Below are 21238 nucleotides of genomic sequence, written 5' to 3' on the forward strand. Positions count from 1 at the left end.
CTTAAAAGTTGGGTCCTTTTAAATTGTTTCTACCTCCTCCGATAGGCAGGCGGTCGCTGCTCTCATTTGCCGGTCCCACCCGGCGGCAGCCTTTCTCAATCTCTCAGATAGCCTTCTACTACTGCCTGATCCAGTTTTATCATCTCAGCAATCTGCTCCTTTGACATACCGCTGGCTCGCATCTTTCTCACCAGATCGCGTTCCACCTTTTCCTTTGCTTCGGACAGCTGCCGCTCGCGATTAGCCAGCTGCGTTTCCTTATCTGCCAGTTGGCTCTCTTTGTCGACCAATTGTGTTTCCTTATCGGTCAGCTCCATTTCCTTACCTGCCAGTTGATTCTCCTTTTCAGTTAGCTGCGTTTCCTTGTCTGTCAGCTGATTCTCCTTACCTGCCAGTTGCGTTTCCTTGTCTGTCAGCTGATTCTCCTTACCTGCCAACTGGGTCTCCTTACCCGCCAACTGGGTCTCCTTACCCGCCAGCTGGGTTTCTTTTTCAATGCACTCTTTTTCTCTGCGGGCCCACTGACGTTCCCTGCAGGCCTGCTGCAGCAAAAACTTGTCCCTGGCAAGGGCTTCCTCACGAATGATTTCATCAGCCGTAGCCTTTTTTAGCAATCTCTCCGTCATTTGAATCTCCTTTCCTCCCTGTGCTTTCAGTTCGGAAAGATATGCGGCCTGCTGCGGGTCACCCGCATATCTCAGATACTCAAGGTATCGTTCCAGCTCCGTAAGCTGGCTGACCGGCCGCCTGTCAGGATTGACTTTGGGTAATTCCAGGTAATGCATCTCCATTAAATCAGTCAGAGAAAAATGTTCCTGAATCTCCTCAATGCCAAATTGGCAATGATAGCGCCGTGTCCACTCAAACAGGGAAAAATCCACAATAAAGATACTGATTGTTTTTTTCATCATACCATATTTCTGCCCGCTTTCCAATGCCTCAGTAATCATCCCTCCATGATAATAAATATTCCGTGGGATAAAGTCCTCGTCATAGAGCAGCTGGATCTCCAAATCCAGCAGTTCCCCTTGCATCGTCTCCCCTTTTATATCGAGAACCGATTCTTTTTGCGACGCGATTTTACGTAAGTTAAAGGAATTTTTGTAATCAATCTTCCTAATGGGATCCTCTTTCCGATCCAGGATCAAATTGAGTACGGCGATTAGCGCTTGCTTGCATTCTTCGTTTTCTCTCCCGTACACAGCTTTAAAAATTACATCATTTTTCAAATTTAGTGCAATGATATTCATCCCCCTTTCCGTTTAATAAATGTAGTATATCACGCAGTCTCCATTTTGTAAATATATTACAGTTATTTTTTTCCATTTCATATGAATATCTTTGCAGCGGGTTCTGATGAATTGCGGTTTGCGCAGTGTGCAAAGGCGAGCCAAAAAGAAGGCGTAAACCATGAGAAACGTAACTTTGGCCGCAACGCAGATGAGAAAAAACTTCCTCACCAGAGGGTCATTGCAGGGAGATGGCAAAACACCCACTGCCTGAACGAAGCCATTTTCTATGCGGCCTGCACATTTTCTCTTGATCCTATACATTTGCTTGTCAGCCAAATTGTGTTACAATATATCTCAGAAGCTGTTCCAGCAGTTTCATTCTGCTGCACGTCAGTTTTCTTTCAGGGGAGATGTGTGTATCAATAACAGGAAAGAAGGTTGTTAAATGAAGAAAATTGTTTGCATTATGACTGCGCTTTGCCTGCTCCTTGGCATTACGGCCTGCGCCGGCGGAAGCAGCAAAGAGAAAAATACGTCAGGTTCCAAAGCCGGCTCGGATGGAGACAGTCAATACACGATGGACGATGTCTCTTACGCTGTCATGGCTGAAACAGTTGACGGCGACATGCGTATCACAGATGTCAAGGAGGCATCCGGCAGCTATCTGATCGGGCTGATCGATGCGACCAATACCGGAGATTCCAGCGGTGCTATGAGTGTTACCATGACAAAAGAGCAGTATGACAATCAGATCAAAGGAAAAAAGAAAGTAAAATGCGATGCGAAAAAAACAGTGTTTCTTGTACTGTGCAACGAGACAGACAGGGAAACCTATAAAGCGCTCGCTTTTGAATATACCTTTGTTAAGACTTCTCTGGATACGGAGGATGCCAACAAGGATTATATGGATCGGGAGATGGCGACTCTTGTTTTAAAGGACCTGAACAGCCAGGAAAGCACCGAGAAGGCAAACCACTTGTGCACCATAACCGATCAGAACGAATTTGATCTTTACAGGAGCCCCTTTCATCCTGTCGATTAATCCGGTTTCAGCGTTTTTAAAGAGTATACATCTTCCCTGATCAATGCCGCTTTGCGGCTTAAGTTCCGTCTGACGGCAAGCGCATACCGCGCAAGCTGTCAATATTATGGTACACTTATAGAAACCAAAGAGTTGTGAGGTGTGCGTCTTGATTACAGTAATGGAATTACTTTCGTACCCGTTATTTCAAAATTTTACGCTTGTATCCGATGCTACCGGATTGATGAATAAGGTGTCGGGCACAGGTATTTTTGAATGGGAAACTGAGGATGATATCAGGAAAACCTTTCGTTCAGGCGAATTCGTCATGACGACGCTCTCAGCGTCCAGAGACGACCCTCGCAAGGCGGAAGAATCCTTAAAGCCGCTGATCCGCAAGCGGGTCTGCGCCATTTCTATCAAAACCGTTTATTATCAGGATATTTCCCAATCCTTCCTGCGCTATGCCAATGAGCATCACATTCCTGTCTTTCTTTTCTCCGATACTTTTTTCGATGACATCATTTATACGGTGAAGAAAGCCCTGCTGACAGATGATCTCAATGACCTGCTGGTAGAAAAGGTTTCACAGATCACTCACTTTCAGGGGGAAAGGGATGAAGCCATACGTCTCACAAAACAGCTCAATCCATTTTTCCACCCGCATCTGATCTGCTGCACATGCAGTCCCCTGCCTCAGGAAAAGCCGGAGGATATTATGGAACTGCTGAGAAGTCATCACATGAATATGCCGAAAACAGATCTGATCGACCCGGAGAAAAGTTCGTATTCTCTGATCTGGTACGAAAACAGAATTTTAATCATTTACACGGAGGACGCCGATGCTGAAGCTTTGCGAAACAGCGCTCTCACTTTTATTGAAAAATGGAACGAGTACCGAAAGCATCTGCAGATTGGTTTCAGCGAAGCGAAGGACGGATTGGAGCTTTTAGGAGAGGCAATCACCGAAAGTTTCTGCGCCAATATTTCCTGCCGGATCGACAAGGAAGATCAGCTGGAATTCCGCCAGATCGGTCTGGATCAATGGCTGATCCCTCTCAGAAACAACCCCTGGATCGACAGTCAATATCAACGTTTCCGCTCGATTCTGACCCTCTACGATGAAGAACATAACACAAATTTGTACGAAACCCTCTATCAGTATATGAAATGCAGCGGTGATGTTATCCTGACAGCAAACACCCTGTATCAGCATGCCAATACGATTCGCTACCGGCTGGCCAAAATCAAAACACTGCTGGATATCAGCGACTCCATGGATTCCTATTGCCAACTTTACAGTTTTATCCGTTTGTCCGAAATTCATCAGCTGCTGGGTGAAAAATAGGCGTTTCAAATGCGATTTTTTTCTTTTTTACACCCTTATATTACCACAAAATCGTTCAAATTTCAAGTCTTGCAGTCTTTCTCCCTTCGTAGTAGACTTCTTTATTACAAGCGAAAGGAGAAATCATTATGAATCAGCTTTCTTTTACCACGGCGCTGCAGGGGCAGCGTTATTCTCAGTTCCAAAAAATTATTGCCTGTAATTCACTAACCGCTCAGTATGGCCTCCGCCTCAGTCCTGAGGATACGGAGCTTTTGCTCTTGTCCCGGGAGCAGGCCCTAAAAGATCAAAACCGCATAGAACTTTCGGAAGGAATTCTCCCCCGGCTTATTGAGACGTTCTGCGACTCTCCCTATATCCATCAGGATACTTATGCGCAAACCCTCGCAGATCTGCAGGAACTATTCTACATCTATAAAAACGAATCCCTGGACCTGCTCACAGACGATGAACTTTTGGCCTTCATGCGCGAGCAATTTGACGGCATCTGCTGCGGTGACACGGACTATCTGGGAGGAACCTGCCTGGACCGGTTCGCTCAGGCAGCCCGTGCCGGGTATGACGGCTATCAGGCTACTGGAGGCAAAGGCATGTACGAGCAATTTTCTCAGGAGCAGCATTGGGATCACCAGCTGTTTTTAGAGGTATTGCGTGAATTGATCCAATAGGGAGGAACGTTATGAGCTATACATTAGAAGAACTTTTTCCTGTTTTACAAATGCTGACCCAAAAGTACACGTTGAACGAGAGCACATCCATTCGCAGAGAAACAGCCCAGCAGCTGATGACGGCAATCCTGTACTGCATCGAGGCTTATGAGGACGAGGATGCCTATGCTGTCCGCTCGAATCTGCGGGATTTACGCAATGCTGATGCTATGAAGGCCTATAAGCGGGGACGGGATTTGGTATATCAGAAAACCGTTGCGGCAAAAAATCTGTATGAAGGCCTTCTGAAGGAATTTGACGCTTATGGAAATCAAACGTATTACGATACGATTGTCCGTGGATTTTCCGCATTCTTCAATTACTACGATATTGATTTCGCGCCGCAGGACCATATTCTCACGCTGGATTATCCGATTCTCCGCCCTTTGCCGGATCTGAGCGGTATAAACGCGGTCCAAAGCTATCTTGCCTCCGTAAAGTTGGAGCAGCGGTTTTTAAGCCGTTTTCCAAGGGAGCACGTTTGCCGCGTGCTGGCGCATCATTACCCGGATTATGACCGGCAGGTTATGAACCTGTGCAGCCCTGTCCTGCGCCACGCTCTATGCTGTATGCTGCTGTTAAAGCCTCTCCGTCAAATTCCCTTTACCCCTTCGGAGCACGCCGCTCTGGCGGCTCTTGCCCGCGGTTCTGAGGCCAATGAATTGAAAGCGCGGCTGGAGAATCTGCTGCAGCTTTTTATTCAGCAGACAGGAGACGATGCTCCCGGCCTTTTTGAGTATCTGCGAGCTGATATGGACGATTTCGCAGTCAGACTGATACAGTTTTCCCAGCTCTATCCGGACTGTGAAACTTTTCATTTTTAGCTTTCCCGCAGACAAAAAATAAGCAGCGCACGTAATTTGGCGGGCGCTGCTTATTGCTAAATTATAGATGCTGTCAGGCAATGCTAGAACAGGCCTGTGATCTTTCCGGTTTTATCCACGTCGATCTTTTCCGCCGCCGGAACCTTCGGCAGACCCGGCATGGTCATGATGTCGCCGGTCAGGGCTACGATAAAGCCTGCGCCTGCGGAAACCTTCAGGTTTCTTACGGTCAGCACAAAATCTCTCGGTGCTCCCAGGAGTGTGGGATCATCGGAAAAGCTGTACTGGGTCTTGGCAACGCAGATAGGCAAGTCCCCAAATCCCAGTTTTTCCAGCTGAGCCATCTGTTTTCTGGCCGCAGGAAGGATATTGATATCATCGGCCCGATAGATCTTCGTGGCGATGGCGCGAATCTTTTCTTCAATGGACAGATCCAGATCGTAGGACTGAGCAAAAGAGTTTGGCTCTTCGCAGAGGCGGACAACTTCTTTGGCCAGCTCAATGCCGCCTTCGCCGCCCTTGCCCCAGACTTCGCTGAGAGCAACGTTTACCCCCAGCTCCCTGCATTTGTCCTCCACCAGCGCCAGCTCCGCTTCCGTATCGGTTGGGAAACGGTTGATAGCCACTACAGCCGGCAGGCCGTATACTTGGGTAATGTTCTCCACATGCTGCAGAAGGTTAGGCAGTCCCTTTTCCAGAGCATCCAGATTTTCCTTCCCCAGATCGGCCTTCGCCACGCCCCCGTGGTGTTTCAGCGCCCGGACCGTGGCAACTACTACAACAGCCGAGGGGGTGATCCCTGCCATGCGGCACTTGATATCCAGGAATTTTTCCGCGCCCAGATCCGCGCCGAAGCCGGCTTCCGTTACCACATAATCGGCCATCTTCATTGCCATGCGGGTAGCCATGATGGAATTGCAGCCGTGGGCAATATTGGCAAACGGTCCGCCATGGATAAATGCCGGTGTGTGCTCCAGTGTCTGTACCAGATTTGGCTTTAAGGCATCCTTCAAAAGTGCGGCCAGGGCCCCCTGGGCTTTCAGCTGTCCGGCTGTCACCGGTTGGTCGTCGTAGGTATAGCCTACAATTATGTTTGCTACTCTGTTTTTCAGATCCTCAATATCGCTGGACAGGCAGAGGATCGCCATGATCTCGCTGGCAACGGTGATGTCAAAGCCGTCCTCTCTTGGCGTTCCGTTGGCCTTGCCGCCCATTCCGTCCACCACAAACCGCAGCTGGCGGTCATTCATGTCCACGCACCGTTTCCAGGTGATCTTTCGGGGATCGATGCCCAGCCCATTGCCCTGCTGAATATGGTTGTCCAGCATTGCGGCCAGCAGATTATTGGCAGCCCCGATAGCGTGCATATCGCCGGTAAAGTGCAGGTTGATGTCCTCCATCGGCACCACCTGCGCGTAACCGCCGCCCGCGGCCCCGCCTTTAACGCCGAATACCGGTCCCAAGGATGGCTCTCTCAGCGCCACAAGTACGCTCTTATCGATTTTTTTCAGGGCATCGGCAAGACCCACGGTGGTCGTCGTTTTGCCTTCTCCTGCCGGTGTGGGAGAAATGGCAGTCACCAGGATCACCTTGCCATCGGCTGCGTCCTTTTTCTCTTCCAGCAGATTGTAATCCACCTTTGCTTTGTAGTTTCCGTAAAGCTCTATGTACTTCTGGTCCAGACCTGCGGCGTCCGCAATGTCTCTGATATTTTTCATTTCTGTTTCCTGGGCGATCTTTATATCACTTTTGATTTCCATTCCACTTCTCCTTTTTCATCATAAATAAAACTTATCTGTAACATACAATTTTATCCGCAGGCTGTCAACCGGCATCCGCATATTCCCTGTATGTATGCAAAATACAAAAAGAGCCTGACTGCCCGGACAAATGCCCAGACGGTCGGCTCATGATTTACATTATACTCCATGTGGTCGATTCCACTTATTCCGTCAGTCGTATAACAAATAAATAATAGCACCTCTCCTTTTGAGAATCAAGCTTTTATTTTAAGAAGTTTTTTAAAAAAGTCATCCGGTGGATGGGACAGGTTCCCTGCTGCCGCAAGCCTTCGTAGTGGGCTTTCGTGCCGTACCCCTTGTTTTTTTCAAAGCCGTAGCCGGGATAAACCTCGGCAAGCTCCACCATCATCCGGTCCCGCGTAACTTTCGCCAAAATCGAGGCCGCAGCGATGGAAAGGCTTTTGCTGTCGCCCTTTATGACGGAGGTCTGAGGAATGGCAATCGCATCGATGGTCATGGCATCGAAGAGAATATGCTCGATGGCAGCCCCTTCTTTTTCGGCTAATTGGGCGGAAGCCGCCTCAACTGCCGCTGTCATTGCTTCCTTCGTCGCCTGGAGAATGTTGATGGCGTCGATGCGCTCATGGTCAGCCATGCCGATACCGTAAGCCACCGCCTTTTCTTGAATAACAGGAAACAGCGCTTCCCTCTTTTTTTCCGTCAGTTTTTTCGAATCATCGATACCCGGCACGTCGAAATCCCGCGGCAGCACGACGCAGGCCGCTACAACAGGGCCTGCCAGCGGACCTCTTCCCACTTCGTCCACGCCGGCGATAAAACGGGTCGCGCTGCCGCACAGCTCTGTTTCAAACTGTTTCATCTCCTGCAGCCGCTGGGCCAGGTATGCTTCCTTTTCCTGCTTATTCATGAGAAGCCCTTTCCAGCGTGATTCTGCCGATGATCCCCGCCCGGAATTCGTCCAGCACAACCTTCGCGATTCGATCGTAGTCAATTTTTTTACCAGGAAGAATGCAGCCCCGTTTCATGGCTATGGCTTCCATGGTCTCCAGCGGCGTCTCAGATATCTCTTCCAGCTTGTAGCGTTCCCTCAGGAGGCTCGGATAGTCCCTCTGGAGGACGGAAATCAGCTCCAGGGCCAACGTCGCCACATCAAGAATTTCGTCCTTGATAGAGCCGCAGAAAGCCAAATTGAGCCCCGCCTTAGGGTCTTCGAACTTGGGCCAGAGAATTCCCGGCGTATCCAGAAGCTGCATGTTGCCCGGAAGGTTGAGCCATTGTTTGCCCTTTGTCACGCCGGGCCTGTCCCCGGTCGGCGCGCTCTTTTTCCCGGTCAGCCGGTTTATCAATGAAGATTTTCCCACATTGGGCACCCCTACGATCATCAGCCGGTATGGCCTTTTTCGCACCTGATCCCGGTTTTTTTCCTCCTGAAGACGGGACAGCAGCTTAAGCAGCTGGGCCGCCCCGCCCCCTGTCATGCAGTTCATAGTCAGCACCAGGTTTCCCCGCTTGCGGAAATACTGCTCCCATTCCTGGTTGGCCTCGTGATCCGACAAATCGCTTTTGTTGAGAATGATAATCCGTTTTTTATTTTTTACCAGCTCATCGATGATCGGATTTCTGCTGGAAAAGGGGATGCGGGCATCGATCACCTCCACTACGGCATCCACCATTTTCAGATTTTCCGCGATCAGTTCCCGGGTCTTTTTCATGTGGCCCGGATACCAGTTTATATGTTCCATCATAGGCTTTTCCTCTCGTTTTTAAAGTGTACCTAATTATAGCAGGGATTTTGGAGAATTACAAACGCCGGCTCAGGCAGATGTTTTCGGCCGGCGAAGATAGCGGCCAGAAGAAATCTGTTTTATAAAAAATCTGCGTTTTATGTTCCGTACGGCGACTTTTGCCGCCCATGTGAACATAAAAAAAGTCATTTAGATTACTCCTATCACTTATTTGCTCTTATATGAGCAATTGCACGAACCATTTTGTTCTATCCTCCTCTTGAATGCAGGAAATTGTTTGTGATTCTTACGCAATTCAAGAAAAGTATGTTCACAAAACAGGCTGGAAGCGCCATCAGGAACATAAAATGGCAATTTGACCTTTATGGCTGCTTTCTTTTGATAATCGCTTCATGAAAAAAGGCCGCCCCGCACAGGGGCAACCTCTTTGTAATGTCGTGATTATTCTTCTGTCTTAGCTTCTTCAGCAGGAGCCTCTGCTTCCGCGGCGGCTGCCTGAGCTTCTGCCTCGGCCTTAGCTGCCTGCGCGGCTGCTTTTGCCTCCGCAACTGCTGCCAGCTGTTCTTCGCTGTATTCCTTGGCCTTGATCTTCGCGGATTTACCGGTTCTTTCACGCATGTAGTGGAGCTTCGCTCTTCTGACATCACCTTTTCTCACAACTTCGATCTTCTCAACCAGCGGTGAGTGAATTGGGAATGTCTTTTCCACGCCGACACCGGAAGCGATTCTTCTAACTGTAAAAGTTTCGCTGATTCCGCCGTTCTGCTTTTTCAGGACAAAACCTTCAAAGATCTGGATTCTTTCTCTTGATCCTTCTTTGATTTTAATGTGCACTTTTACCGTGTCTCCCACATTAAACGCAGGGATATCTTTTTTGGTGTATTCCTGTGCAATTGACTGCATAACATCCATTGCTCATTTCCTCCTTCCCTCCAAGACGTTCGTGGTGCCCTTTTCCGCATCCAGAGGACCGCCCGTAATAACTCTCATATCTTAGCATAAAAGCCGGTCAGGCGCAAGGAGTTTTTGCACGTTCTCCCAAATTTTGTCCCAAATTAGAATTCCTGCACCGTTCTTTGAATGATATCGTCCTGCATCTCTTTGCACAGCTCAGTAAAGAAGGCGCTGTATCCTGCCACCCTCACGATCAGGGATTTGTAATTATGCGGGCTCTCCTGCGCACGCTTTAGTATATCACTGGAAATGATATTAAACTGCACATGATAGATATTCAGGTCGATAAAGCTCTTAATAAGGGAAACAATTCTGGCGTTTCCTTCCTCTCCCTGGGACGACATGGGGTCCAGACGCATATTCAGCAGCGTACCGGCAACATGTGCGTCGTGGTTTATCTTTGAAACGGATTTGAGAACGGCTGTCGGGCCTTTAACGTCCGTGCCGCCCTTGGGCGAGCAGCCATCCGCCAGTGGAGTTCCCTGCAGCCTGCCATAAGGAAGCGCCGCCACCACTTCTCCGTGGGGAACATGTGACGCAACCGGATACAATCCTGAAATATAGTGCGGACCCCGGTAGGACTGGTAGCTGGTAATCTGCTCGAAGGCGTAATCGGTCATTTCCCGGACGAATTCATCCACATAGTCATCGTCATTGCCATAGAACCTGCCGTTGCTTTCAACAAAGGCCCGCAGGTCTTCATGGCCCGCGAAGTTATTCTTGACAGCTTCAACGATTTCCTCCATCTTGATGACTTTTTTGTCGAAGACGAATTCCTTTATCACGGACAGAGAATCCGCCAGATCGGCGATACCCGTACCGATAAAGGCCGGTCCCACTGTCAGCTCCGCGCCGCCGCGGGTAATATCTGTGCCGCTTTCGATACAGCCGTCAATCATGGAGGACATATAGGGATAAGGCGTATATTCCGCATGCTGTTTTTCGCAGATGTGACACGCCGTAGCAATGTGCTTGATGCAGAAAGCCAGCTGCTCCTTCACCGCTGACTTCAATTCCTCAAAACTCATCTTTGTGGAATCTCCTGTTTCGACACCCAGTCTGCGATTGCCGTTGACGACGCTGACTCCATTGGTGAGGGCCAGCTCCATAACGGAACCGTAATTGTAATGCCCGCCATCGGTCCACTTGGACATCTTGCCCGGAATATACGGTTCCACGCAGCCGACCATGCAGTAATCTCTTGCGTCCTCAATGCCTGCTCCGCTCATGAGCATCATTTTAATCGTGACCTCATCGTTGTGAATGGCCGGGAAGCCGGTACCAATCTGAGACAATTCAGCTACTTTTCTGAGAAATTTTTCAGGCGACTGTTTGTGCACCCGCACAGAAAGGGAAGGTGAATGCAGGCGAACTTCCATCTTTGCAGTGATGAAGAGATAGGACAGCTCATTGGTGGCATCCTTGCCGTCCCTGTTGATCCCTCCCACGCAAGTATTCTGATACGGCTGGTACCCGGCAAAATACATGGCCGCGTTTGTACTCAGGAACCATGTGTTTTCAGCAAATTTCAGATACAGGCATTCAATCAGCTCCAAAGCCTTGTCATCCGTAAGCTTCCCCTGGTCCGTGTCCCTTCTATAGTAGGGGTAAAACAACTGATCGACTCTGCCCGGAGAGTAGGAAGGGCCGTTCGCCTCAATATAGCAGCAGATCTGCAGAATCCAGAAGGACTGCAGCGCTTCCATAAACGTCCTCGCCGGATTGGCAGGCACGTGCTCCAGATTTTCTGCGATCTGCAGCAGTTCCGCCTTTCGCTGCGGAGAAGCTTCTGCTGCCGCTTTTTCCCTGGCCAGCTTTGCGTAGCGGCCGGCCAGCGCCATCACTCCATCTAAAGAAATGCAGACAGCCTCATAAAAATTCTTTTTCTCATAGTCCGCCGGATTGACGATATCCAGCCCGTTCATGGCCTCGCAGGCCTCTTGTCTGATTCCCAGGAATCCCTTTTGCAGCACCTTTTTCACGTTGGGTGAAATTTCTCCCGGGCCGCTCTGGGTTTTGATCTCAATATCAATAATCCCTGTTTTCACAGCGATCTCTTTGACCTCATCGGGAATCTGACGCAGCCAGTGACTGCTGATATCCTTATCCTCCCAGTAAGGAAAGATTTCTTCCCGCAGAACTTTCTTCTGATCTTCCGTAACATCGTAGGGGTCCTGCCTCCTGGTGCTCAAATCGTCCAGCTCCTCTCTGAGCCAGCCGGTGGCATGCTCCGGACAGAAAACCGCGGCCCTTGGCACGGAAGCCGCACAGCCTACAATCAGCTCATCGTCGGCAATAAAAATGCTCTTTTCCTCACAGGCCCGTTTAAACGCCTTAGCCCTTCTGATCACCGTGGCTTCCCCTTCGGTCTCTTTGTAGGATTTTGTATAGGCAAGCGCTCTTTCAATACAGAGCTGCGGCTTAATATCAAAAAAACGGTCCAGTAATCTGTTTACCCGTGGAAACGCTGTGCTGCTCGATTGATCTATGGTTCCGCAGCAGGATTCTTTTTTTATAACATCGCTCATTGGTTTCTCCTTTCACTCTCTGTGTGGTATCGTATACAAATATTGTACCGTTTCCAGAAAATTTGTATATTCGCCGCAAGGATAAAAAGAGCCCGCGCATGTATACTCCCGTATACCTTAGAGGATGGTCCCCAGGATTTGATGTTTGCCTTCGATGTCCATTTTATTATAGATATTGGTTAGATGCTTCTTCACCGTGGGAACGCTGATGAACAGCTTTTTGCTGATTTCCAGGTTGTTCATTCCCTTAAACATACATTGCATCACTTCATATTCCCGCTCGGTCAGGCCGTACCGGTCCTTCACTTCCGCCAGGATATTTTCAAACAGGCTGGAATAGTCGTAGACTGTGGCTATGAATTTCCCGGTCTCCATGGATTTTTCCCAAACAAATACCACCTCAGCAAAATACGTCGCCCGGTCAATGGCAATTCTGCTTCTGGCGCTGGCGCCTTCGCGGGCTGTCAGAATGTTTTCCCCGGAGGCAAGCTTTCCCCTCAGACTTTTGCACAATGTAATCAGTGTACGCATCAGCTCCTCGATATGCTGGTACTGGATGGTCGGATTTTTTTCCAGATTGCAGTCCAGCAGTTTTAAATCGTAATCCCATATGCAGATGCCCATTCCCTGAATGTTGGACAGCAGGGGAAGCTCAAAGAGATAGCTGTTGATTTGCTCCCTCGTGTTCTGAAAGCGCTTGGCGATGTTGGCCAGATGCGGTCTGGCCATTTTGAGGATTTCCAGATCCTTATCGGAAAAATCCTTGTACTTTTCCGGCCGGTGTATGCCGATTCCGCCTACATAGCCGTTTTCCCCTACATACAGGTTTCCCTCGATCGAATGATTCATACCTGCGGGCCGCAGCAGTTCATTGTAGTATCTCGTCTTTTTTCGTTCATCAAAGATGAACACGTCGGAACTGCGGAACATCATCGGCTGGTCATTGGAAACGATAGGCAGCACATCGTCGATGCCGCAGTACCTGCCCAGGTAGCTCTGCAAATCCTTTTCGCCCCAATCGACAAAGATAAAATCCTCAAAAATAATCTGCCCGTCTTTCTTTTTATAGAAATAAATATCCCCCTTTTCAAAGAGAATCAACTCTTTGAGCTTGGCAAGAAAGTTTTTGAACGCTTTCTCATAATCATCGTCATCATGAAGCTCCGCCAGGATCTGATTGAGATACAGCAATTCTTTATTGTCCAAAAAGGTGCCCATATTCATTACCTCCCATACATCAAAATCAAAGTATCCCAATTATATAACTTGCGAGCAAGGTCGAGCAAGTTTCACGTATATTCAACTTCTCGGCGAAGCCGTTTCCAATGGAGAATATCTTATAACTTGCGAGCAGCGTCGAGCAAGTTTCACTGTTTTTTGCCTTACGGCGAAGCCGTTTCCGATCGAGGAAAATAGTATAACTTGCGAGCTAGGTCGAGCAAGTTTCACGTATATTCAAGCTTGCGGCAAGAATCGGCTCATATGAACACCTGTCCAAAAGGCAAATTGCTATTTTTATCAACACGCAGCGAGAAACCGAGTCTTTGTTAACCTTTTTTCAAGGATACGGAGCATGCGAGCACAAAATCTTGGCCAATATGCGAATTTGAAGGGGAGCAGAGACCGCAAACCTTGGAAATACCTCAACAACAAAGCAGAAATGAATCCGTTGTTGAACAAATATGCACATTGTCAAAAAAAAGGCTTCTGCTCCCCAGGTTACAGACGATGGATTTGGAGCTGGATTCCACGGCCTGAGTGACCCCGGGGTGCGGCCTGCAGGCTGTGGCAACCTTTTCGCAAAATTGATGCAAAGTTACGCAAAGTTGTGGGTTTGAGGATACTTGAAATCGTAAAAAGCGAAAATTTGTGCTGGTGGTTACTTGGAAAGCTGTGGAAACGTTGAAAGATGCGTAACTTTTTGAAAAAATCCGGATTAGTTACCGGGGGAAAGGGTATCGTCAAAGCAATTTAATCCCGATGGGAAAATTTTCTCCTGCAATCCACTGCCGCAGCTCTTCTTTCTGCTCTTCCGAATATTTCTCAAGCGTTTTCAGCTGGTAATCCTTCCCGATCCACGGATATTTGCTTTCTCCCAGATTGTGATAGGGCAACAGCTCCACGCCTTTGGCATTTTCCAATCCTGCCGCAAAGGAAAAGGTTTCCTCCAGGTTTTCTCTGCTGTCATTGAGGCCAGGTATCAGCGGAACTCGAAAGACCACGTCCTGTTTTATGTTATGGGCATTCTTTAAAATCAGCTCGTTTCCTGCTCCAGTAAGTTTTTTATGTATTCGGGAATCCATATGCTTCAAGTCAAACAGCACCAGATCCGCATATTCAATGGTTTCCTGGAATTTGTCCTCTTCTGCGTAAGCACAGGTTTCGATACAGGTGTGAATGGAATCCTTCCTGCACCTTTTCAATACCCGGTTTACAAACTGACTTTGAACCGCAGGCTCGCCGCCGCCGATGGTTGCTCCGCCGCCTGAATTGCGGTAAAACAGCCTGTCTTCCCGAATCTTATCCAGTAGATCTTCCTCGCTGATCCCATAGCCGATTTTTTTCTTGGCCTGAACCGGGCAGCAGGCAGCGCAGCTTCCGCAACTGACGCATTTCTCCCAGTCGATATGAAAATCCTCTTTATCAATCGCCTGCTCAGGGCAGATCTCCGCGCACCTGCCGCACTTTATGCAGTTTTTCAGCGTATACCCCACCTGGCACTCCCCGCTCTGCGATTCCGGATTGCTGCACCATATACAGCGCAGCGGACAGCCTTTCATAAAAACCAGGGTTCTGATCCCTGGCCCGTCGTGCAGCGAATATTTTTGAATGTCAAATATGGTTCCTATCATGTTATCTCATTCCTATTAATAGGCTGCGACCTCATAAAAGATCGCAGCCCCTTTCCATTAGTTGCTTTCTTCAATCTCGTTGTCATTGACAAACGGAAGCTTGTATTTTTTCAAAATCCAGACTTTCATTAACACGGTATAAACAATTCCGGTGATAAAGAAAGTCGGTATGATCGCGGTCGTATAGGGAAAGATTCCCGTCATGCTCGTCCAGGTAAGTGGATTGAGGATTAACAGGTATGTAGCAAAGCCTGCCGCCACTGCGATCAGCGCCGCCGGGTTCCAGCCCTTTGCATATTGATAGCCCTTGTTGACGCTGAAAAATTCCCTTAAGCGGAATCTGCCTCTGCTGATAAAGATAAAATCGGACACCACAATTGACGCATAGATTCCCGTAACCAGGCCGATAAACGCATAGACGTTGCTGACCATATAGTATACGGCGTTGTTGAGCATGAACAGCACCGGCACCACGGAAATGAGCAGCGCCGGTATCCAGCCGAATCTTGGAATACGGCTTTTCACCGCAATGGCCTCCGGATAAACGAGGGTGGCTACTGAAGTGATGTTCGCGATGGCAAACAGCACTAAACCTATAGCGGCGAGGAATCCCAGGCCCGTATCTTCGCTGACCTGCACGAACCAGATCGTCGGGTCGTACTTGCCGATGGCCAGAGCCGCGAAAGCAGCAAACAAACCGGCAACCGCAGCAAGCACACCCCAGCCCCACATGCAGCCGTGATATCCGTTGCTCTCTGTCTTAGCCAGTCTTGTCCAGCCGCCGAAGAAGAATCCCCATGACATTCCCAGCCCCAGGTTTGCTTCAAGGGCAGTGGCCCTGCTCCATTTTATGCCCATACCCGCTCCCATGTCAGCATCGGTATAGGGTTCCGCCGGTTTGGCATGTATAACGGAATCGATCCCGTGATACGCAAATAAGTATATGATAAGTCCTGCGAGTATCAATGCCATAAATATGGCGGAAAGCCTTGTAAACCATCTGAGAGCGTTGGGTCCCAGCCAGGCGATGAAGGTTCCGCCCACCAGCGCGATCAGCGCGAAGATCGTCACTGCCGCTCCTTCTGTGGCAAAGAATCCCGGGCCCGTAAGAACGGCTACGAATTTTATGGCGCTCTGTCCGAACATCAGGGTCGCCAGCGCCAGGGCCGGATAACAAGCGATCAGGAAGAAAAAGGTCATCAGAATCGATCCCTTTTGTCCGAAAATGCCGGCAGTGGCTGTCAGCTGTTCTACTCCGTACCTTGACGGGCTGATCGATAAGAATGAAATCATAAAAATACCAACGCAGTTTCCTGCCAGAATTGTCGGAATCGCTTCTCTGGCGGGAAGCAGCATTCCGGCCTGACTTCCGCAGAGGAAGAACCATGCCGCTATGCCAAAGCAGATCTGAACTGCGATCAGATCCCACATGCCGTAACATCTCTCGGCCTTGTTTGCCGGCAATAGAGATGTGTATACAGCTTCCGCAACGTTATTATTATTCGCCATTTTTTCTCCTTTCTCTATGCCAATAGAACGGCCACAATGTAATACAGTAAGATCAGTCCATTGATAACTCCAGCGAAAATATAATCGACTTTCCTGATTTTGGGAACATAGCCCTCCCCGCCCCTTGAGGTTTCGGGTTCGTGCTCCCTTTCAAAGTCACTGATTCGCTCCTCCAGTTCCTGTCGCATTTCCGGGGTGATTCCCTTAATGTCAATGGGTAATTGTTCAACTGGTAACATACGCTCACCTCTTTTCTGTAAAACAGCTTTGATTGAAACATCTATTACCATAATTGTAAAACAATTATTCATTGGTGATAATTATCCCCGAGTATACTTTGCCGCCGGGCTACTATCCCTAAGGTGTATCGGTCATCTGGCCAGCCTCTCCGCAAAAATAACTTCCCCCTTCGCTGCGCACGGAGAAAGGCCTGCGCAATTATTCAAATTTAAATTCCTCAAGTCATTTATAAATAACTCCCAAAAACAGAGTATTTCTTTGAAGCTTATGCGTTTGGACATGTTGTCCGAGACTTGGCCCAATTCTTATATGAATTTTTCTCTGGCTGGGGGCCTTTTTTTGACATGTGCATATTTTGTACAACAACGGAGTCATTTTTCCTTTGTTGTTGAGGTGTTTCCAAGGTTCCGGAGCTCTCCTCCTGCTCAAAACTGCATATTGAGCGAGTTTTTCTGCCCGCATGCGCCTGTATCCTTGGAAAAAGGCCAACAAAAGCCCGGATTTTCGGTGCGTGTTGATAAAAATAGCAATTTGAGTTCCGGGAGGGGTCTCATAGCAGTTCATCCGGGACTCAACTGCCAGACATCAATAAGTATGCAGAAGCTGCAAATTGCAGTTTTTGGAACAGTTCTTGCTTTTTAATAGATTGTTCCATTCAAATTTGTTTTCCCCATTGTTTATCAGGAGGTGTTTTTTATGGATGAAAAGCTGTCTTTGCGCACGGAAAGGAGAAGTATGGACTGTGATTATATTTTGACAGGAAAAAAGATCTACACGCTGGATGAAGACCATCCTGCGGCGGATTGGATCGCCGTTAAGGACAAGAAAATCGTAAAGGTAGGCGACGGCCCGATCCCCGAGGGCTGTATGAAAAAGGATTTTGGCGACAGCGTCATCATTCCCGGCCTCATCGATTCCCATGTTCATGCGGGGCAGACTGCCATTATGACCGGCGGTGTCAACCTGATCAACGCCTCGACGATTGGCGAGGTTCTGGCTTTGATTGAAGAGCGCTGTAAAACCACAGAAGACGATCTGGTATTCGCTCCCTTTTTTATCGTCGCTCAGATAAAAGAAGGCCGTTTTCCTACGAGGCAGGAGCTGGATTCCGTTTCCCACGGCAAAAAGGTCATGGTAATCAGCATTACCCTGCACACATCGGCAATCAACACCGCAGCCTATGAAGCTGTCGATTATCATGGAAACACCTATGGCCTGACTATGGACGAAAACGGGGAGTTCAACGGCTATCTCGCAGAAGATGAAGTCAATTTCTACACCCTTGGCGAGCTGATCGCAGGAATTTCGGAAGAAAAGTACGATAGCTATATCACACAGTTCGCCCAGATGTGCGTTGAAAACGGGATTACTACCGCCCACTGTCTGGAAGGACAATTTGTCACAGGAGACATTGATTTGGATCTGTGGATCAAACGGCTCGAGAAGGATGATCTGCCGCTCCACTGTGTTCTCTATCCGCAGATGTGGGATTATGAAAAATCCAGGAAATACAATCTGCCCAGACACGGCGGATGCCTGACGCTGGACGGAGCGGACCTGGATTACACCATGGCCCTTGACGAACCGTATACCTGTAAGCCCGAGGTCCGCGGCGACCTTTACCGAAAGGACAGTGAAGTCTATAATTTGACGGCAAAAGCTTACGCCGATAATAAGCAAATCGCCTTTCACGCCATGGGAGAGCGGGCCATCGATCAGGTTATGGACGCATACAGACGAGTTATCGCGGAGCAGGGACAGAAAAATCTTCGCCTGAGAGTCGAACATTTTACGCTCCCCAGAGAATCCCATATTAAGATGGCCGCCGAGCTGGGCATCGTTGTCAGCCAGCAGCCGGAATACACTTATCTCTTCGGTTCGCCGGGCGGGCCCATCGAGCAGTGGTTTGGCGAGGAGAGAAACAAACGAATGGAGCCCTATAAATATATCAGCGATCAAGGAGTTATCGTAGCCGGAGGCTCTGATTCACCGGTAAACGGGCTCAATCCTCTGACCGGAATTCAGGGGCTTGTAAATGCCCGCTTTGATACCAGGCGCATGAGCGTTACCGAAGCGCTGAAGGTCTATACTTACAACGCAGCCTATGCGGCTTTCGAAGAAAATGAACGAGGAACCATCAAAGAAGGCTATTACGCGGACTTTACCATATTGGAAGAGGACCCTTACGAGGCGTCTGACCGCATCGATGAGATCCAAGTCAAGGGAACGATTTCGGAAGGCAGGATCGTATTCGAAAAATAGGACGTATTGAAAGATAGGACGCAATGAACGCGTCGGAAAAATAAGCTGAGGCGGACCGCTGGGGATGCCGGCGATTATGGAGAATAAAGATTGCGTTCAGGCTTCCGGGTCCACATACAAACAAAAAGGGGATGCAGTATTGAATTTTCTAATACTACATCCTCTTTTATTTGCGTTTTTTCGTGTGGCTTATTCAACGACCCGAATAATCGCAGCTACCCGAGTACCTGAATTATTCAGTTGCTTCACGCTCTGGGAGCAGACTCCCTTTCTAACGTTAGCAGCATGGATAATCTTTCCGCTTCCGGCGTATATAGCGGCATGGCTATAACGTCCGCCCCTCTTAAAAAGAATAATATCTCCGGCCTTGGCCTTTTTGATGCTCTTCATGGAAGAACCCACCTTATACTTTTTAAGAGAAGAATACAGTCCTGCGGAAGAAGTCCTCTTTATCTTTTTCTTTGCGTCCACATTGGCATTTTTGTATACCCAGTATACAAAGCCGCTGCAGTCAAACGCTTTTGGACCCGAACCGCCGGATCTATAGCGAGCGCCGATTTTACTCTTTGCTTTTGCGACCACTTTCTGCGGATCGCTTTTCTTAGTCTTTGCTTTCGCGGCTGCGGAATAATCTCCGTAATATTTTTCGCCGTTCACTTCGGCGTACGCCCTCACCTTGTAACGGTAAGTCGTATTTGCTTTCAGCTTTTTGTTTACATAGCTCGTCTGCGATGTCTCTGTCAACTCAGTATACTGCTTCTTTTTTGAGTTATACCTGTAGACTTCATAGCCGTCTGCACCGCCTGCCGCCTTCCAGGTCACTTTGATCGTGCTGTCGCTTGTTGCCTTCGCTTTTGCACCGGTCGTTTTCGCCACTTGCGGTTTCTGTCCGTCAGCTCCATGCACTGCTGCCGGAAGACAAAAGATGCTGAACATCATTGCCAGGGTCACCGCATAGGTTACCATCTTTTTACTCATAAAAGCCTCTCTCTTCATGTTTTGCCTAGCTTTTATTGAATAACACGGGTATTACTATACCATCGAACATGCAAAAAGTCAAATTCCGCTCCATCCCTTGCTATCACTAGTATGCAGTACGATATTACCCAAAACAGCACAAAATTCTTTAAAAAAACTTTAAAAAAACGCCATATTTTTTATAGCTTGTAGACCCAAAGTCATTGAATTCTCTAACTTCTCAACTTATTTCGTCATGTTTTTACCGTTTTTGTTAAAATTGTTTTAATGTTTTTTCATGTATTTTTCTAACTAATTTGCTGTAAATTGTTCTTGATATGTACCTGTTTGTTTATCTGTTTTATTCATTAGAATGAATAAAAACCCATCTCAGGCTCTTGGGTGGGTTTTATCGTAAACATCTTTTATGCGATTTTTTGTTACAGTGAGGTAAATCTGCGTCGCTGAAATGTCCTCGTGTCCTAAAAGCTCCTGCAGCGATTTGAGATCCGCTCCGTTCTGGATCATATGGACGGCAAAGGAGTTTCTTATTATATTGGGCGTCAGCTTGTGTTCCAAATCAGCCTGCTTTCCGTACTCCTTTAAGATCTTCCAAAGTCCCTGCCTGGTAATGCGCTGCCCATAGTAGTTGACAAAGAGGGCTGTTTCTTCGGTGCGCTCTTTCAGCAGTTTGTTTCTGGCATCGTATATGTATTCTTCCAGAGCTGCTCTGGCAGGTCTTCCCACCGGAATGATCCTGGCCTTGCTCTGTTCCCCCGCGCAGGTGATGAAACCCATACGCAGGTTGATATCCTCAACGTCGGCCTCGATCAGCTCGCTGACCCGAATGCCTGTCGCGTACAAAAGCTCCAGAATCGCTTTATCCCGAATTCCGCGGACGCTCTTATCCGGCAGCGCCAGCAGACGGTCAATTTCCTCGATGGTCAGGTATTCAATCGTCTTTCTTTCAATCCTCGGCGACTTTATATCGCTGGTGGGATTTACGGCAACTTCCTTTATGGTCAGGAGGTAGTTATAAAGCGATCGTACGGATGCCAGCTTGCGATTAACCGTAGCCGCCGACTTCCCGTCATTTTTCAGTTTGAGAAGGTACGCTACCACTTCCGTGCCGGGAGTCTCTCTGAGGTCCCGGATTCCCCTCTGTTTTTCAAACTCGGAGAATTCCAATACGTCCCGCCTGTACGCTTCCAGCGTATTTTTGGCCATTTTCTTTTCATGTTTTAAATACTCAAAAAATTGTTCAAGAAGCATGTATGCTCCTCCCTCCTGGCAATT

General features: G+C 48.3%; 16 protein-coding genes, 1 pseudogene and 1 riboswitch. Of the genes and pseudogenes, 5 read left to right on the plus strand and 12 right to left on the minus strand.

Annotated elements, in window-relative coordinates:
* Positions 1–95 precede the first annotated feature (95 nt).
* Positions 96–1250, minus strand: coding sequence for an Rpn family recombination-promoting nuclease/putative transposase (locus NE619_RS01360; protein WP_256130560.1), 1155 nt, complete (start codon positions 1248–1250; stop codon positions 96–98).
* Between the two features lie 427 nt (positions 1251–1677).
* Between NE619_RS01360 and NE619_RS01365 the strand changes: the two genes are divergently transcribed.
* The 4 genes from NE619_RS01365 (at position 1678) to NE619_RS01380 (ending at position 5132) form a co-directional block, all read left to right on the plus strand.
* Positions 1678–2274 carry a hypothetical protein gene (locus tag NE619_RS01365; protein ID WP_256130561.1) on the plus strand — a complete coding sequence of 199 codons (597 nt, stop codon included), beginning with the start codon at positions 1678–1680 and terminating at the stop codon, positions 2272–2274.
* A gap of 160 nt (positions 2275–2434) precedes the next feature.
* Positions 2435–3601, plus strand: coding sequence for a PucR family transcriptional regulator (locus tag NE619_RS01370; protein WP_256130735.1), 1167 nt, complete (start codon positions 2435–2437; stop codon positions 3599–3601).
* 128 nt (positions 3602–3729) lie between these two features.
* Positions 3730–4269 (plus strand): DUF6323 family protein, encoded by a 540-nt coding sequence (locus NE619_RS01375; RefSeq protein WP_256130562.1) that lies wholly within the window; start codon positions 3730–3732, stop codon positions 4267–4269.
* Between the two features lie 11 nt (positions 4270–4280).
* Positions 4281–5132, plus strand: a complete 852-nt coding sequence (locus NE619_RS01380) for a DUF6179 domain-containing protein (RefSeq protein ID WP_256130563.1) — start codon at positions 4281–4283, stop codon at positions 5130–5132.
* 83 nt (positions 5133–5215) lie between these two features.
* Here the strand turns inward: NE619_RS01380 and NE619_RS01385 are convergent, their stop codons facing one another.
* The 9 genes and pseudogenes from NE619_RS01385 to NE619_RS01425 form a co-directional block, all read right to left on the minus strand.
* Positions 5216–6892 (minus strand): formate--tetrahydrofolate ligase, encoded by a 1677-nt coding sequence (locus NE619_RS01385; protein WP_256130564.1) that lies wholly within the window; start codon positions 6890–6892, stop codon positions 5216–5218.
* Positions 6893–7017: 125 nt separating this feature from the next.
* Positions 7018–7102: riboswitch (ZMP/ZTP riboswitch) on the minus strand.
* A gap of 34 nt (positions 7103–7136) precedes the next feature.
* Complete coding sequence (locus tag NE619_RS01390) at positions 7137–7802, minus strand: ribonuclease HII (protein ID WP_256130565.1); 666 nt, start codon at positions 7800–7802, stop codon at positions 7137–7139.
* Positions 7795–8640, minus strand: a complete 846-nt coding sequence (gene ylqF / locus NE619_RS01395; protein WP_256130566.1) for a ribosome biogenesis GTPase YlqF — start codon at positions 8638–8640, stop codon at positions 7795–7797. The genes NE619_RS01390 and ylqF overlap by 8 nt, the downstream gene beginning before the upstream one ends.
* A gap of 510 nt (positions 8641–9150) precedes the next feature.
* A pseudogene (rplS, locus tag NE619_RS01400) lies at positions 9151–9552 on the minus strand (50S ribosomal protein L19); the annotation flags it as partial.
* Between the two features lie 143 nt (positions 9553–9695).
* On the minus strand, positions 9696–12122 hold the full coding sequence (locus NE619_RS01405) for a glycyl radical protein (protein WP_256130567.1): 2427 nt from the start codon (positions 12120–12122) through the stop codon (positions 9696–9698).
* Positions 12123–12239: 117 nt separating this feature from the next.
* Positions 12240–13340: a helix-turn-helix transcriptional regulator gene (locus NE619_RS01410; protein WP_256130568.1), complete on the minus strand. Its 1101-nt coding sequence runs from the start codon at positions 13338–13340 to the stop codon at positions 12240–12242.
* Positions 13341–14083: 743 nt separating this feature from the next.
* The gene (locus NE619_RS01415) at positions 14084–14974 is read right to left on the minus strand and encodes a glycyl-radical enzyme activating protein (protein ID WP_256130569.1); all 891 of its coding nucleotides are present in this window, start codon (positions 14972–14974) and stop codon (positions 14084–14086) included.
* Between the two features lie 57 nt (positions 14975–15031).
* On the minus strand, positions 15032–16483 hold the full coding sequence (locus NE619_RS01420) for a cytosine permease (RefSeq protein ID WP_256130570.1): 1452 nt from the start codon (positions 16481–16483) through the stop codon (positions 15032–15034).
* A gap of 14 nt (positions 16484–16497) precedes the next feature.
* A complete protein-coding gene (locus NE619_RS01425) occupies positions 16498–16722 on the minus strand; it encodes a hypothetical protein (protein ID WP_256130571.1) in 225 nt (74 codons plus the stop codon).
* 697 nt (positions 16723–17419) lie between these two features.
* Here NE619_RS01425 and NE619_RS01430 point away from each other — a divergent pair.
* The gene (locus tag NE619_RS01430; protein WP_256130572.1) at positions 17420–18985 is read left to right on the plus strand and encodes an amidohydrolase; all 1566 of its coding nucleotides are present in this window, start codon (positions 17420–17422) and stop codon (positions 18983–18985) included.
* A 189-nt stretch (positions 18986–19174) separates the two neighbouring features.
* Here the strand turns inward: NE619_RS01430 and NE619_RS01435 are convergent, their stop codons facing one another.
* Positions 19175–19963 carry a C40 family peptidase gene (locus NE619_RS01435; protein ID WP_256130573.1) on the minus strand — a complete coding sequence of 263 codons (789 nt, stop codon included), beginning with the start codon at positions 19961–19963 and terminating at the stop codon, positions 19175–19177.
* 369 nt (positions 19964–20332) lie between these two features.
* Entirely contained in the window at positions 20333–21214 is an 882-nt protein-coding gene (locus NE619_RS01440; protein WP_256130574.1) for a tyrosine recombinase, read from the minus strand.
* Between the last annotated feature and the right edge of the window lie 24 nt (positions 21215–21238).

Origin of the sequence: Anaerovorax odorimutans, assembly GCF_024459955.1 — a bacterium.
Taxonomy (GTDB): Bacteria; Bacillota; Clostridia; order Peptostreptococcales; family Anaerovoracaceae; genus Hominibacterium; species Hominibacterium odorimutans_A.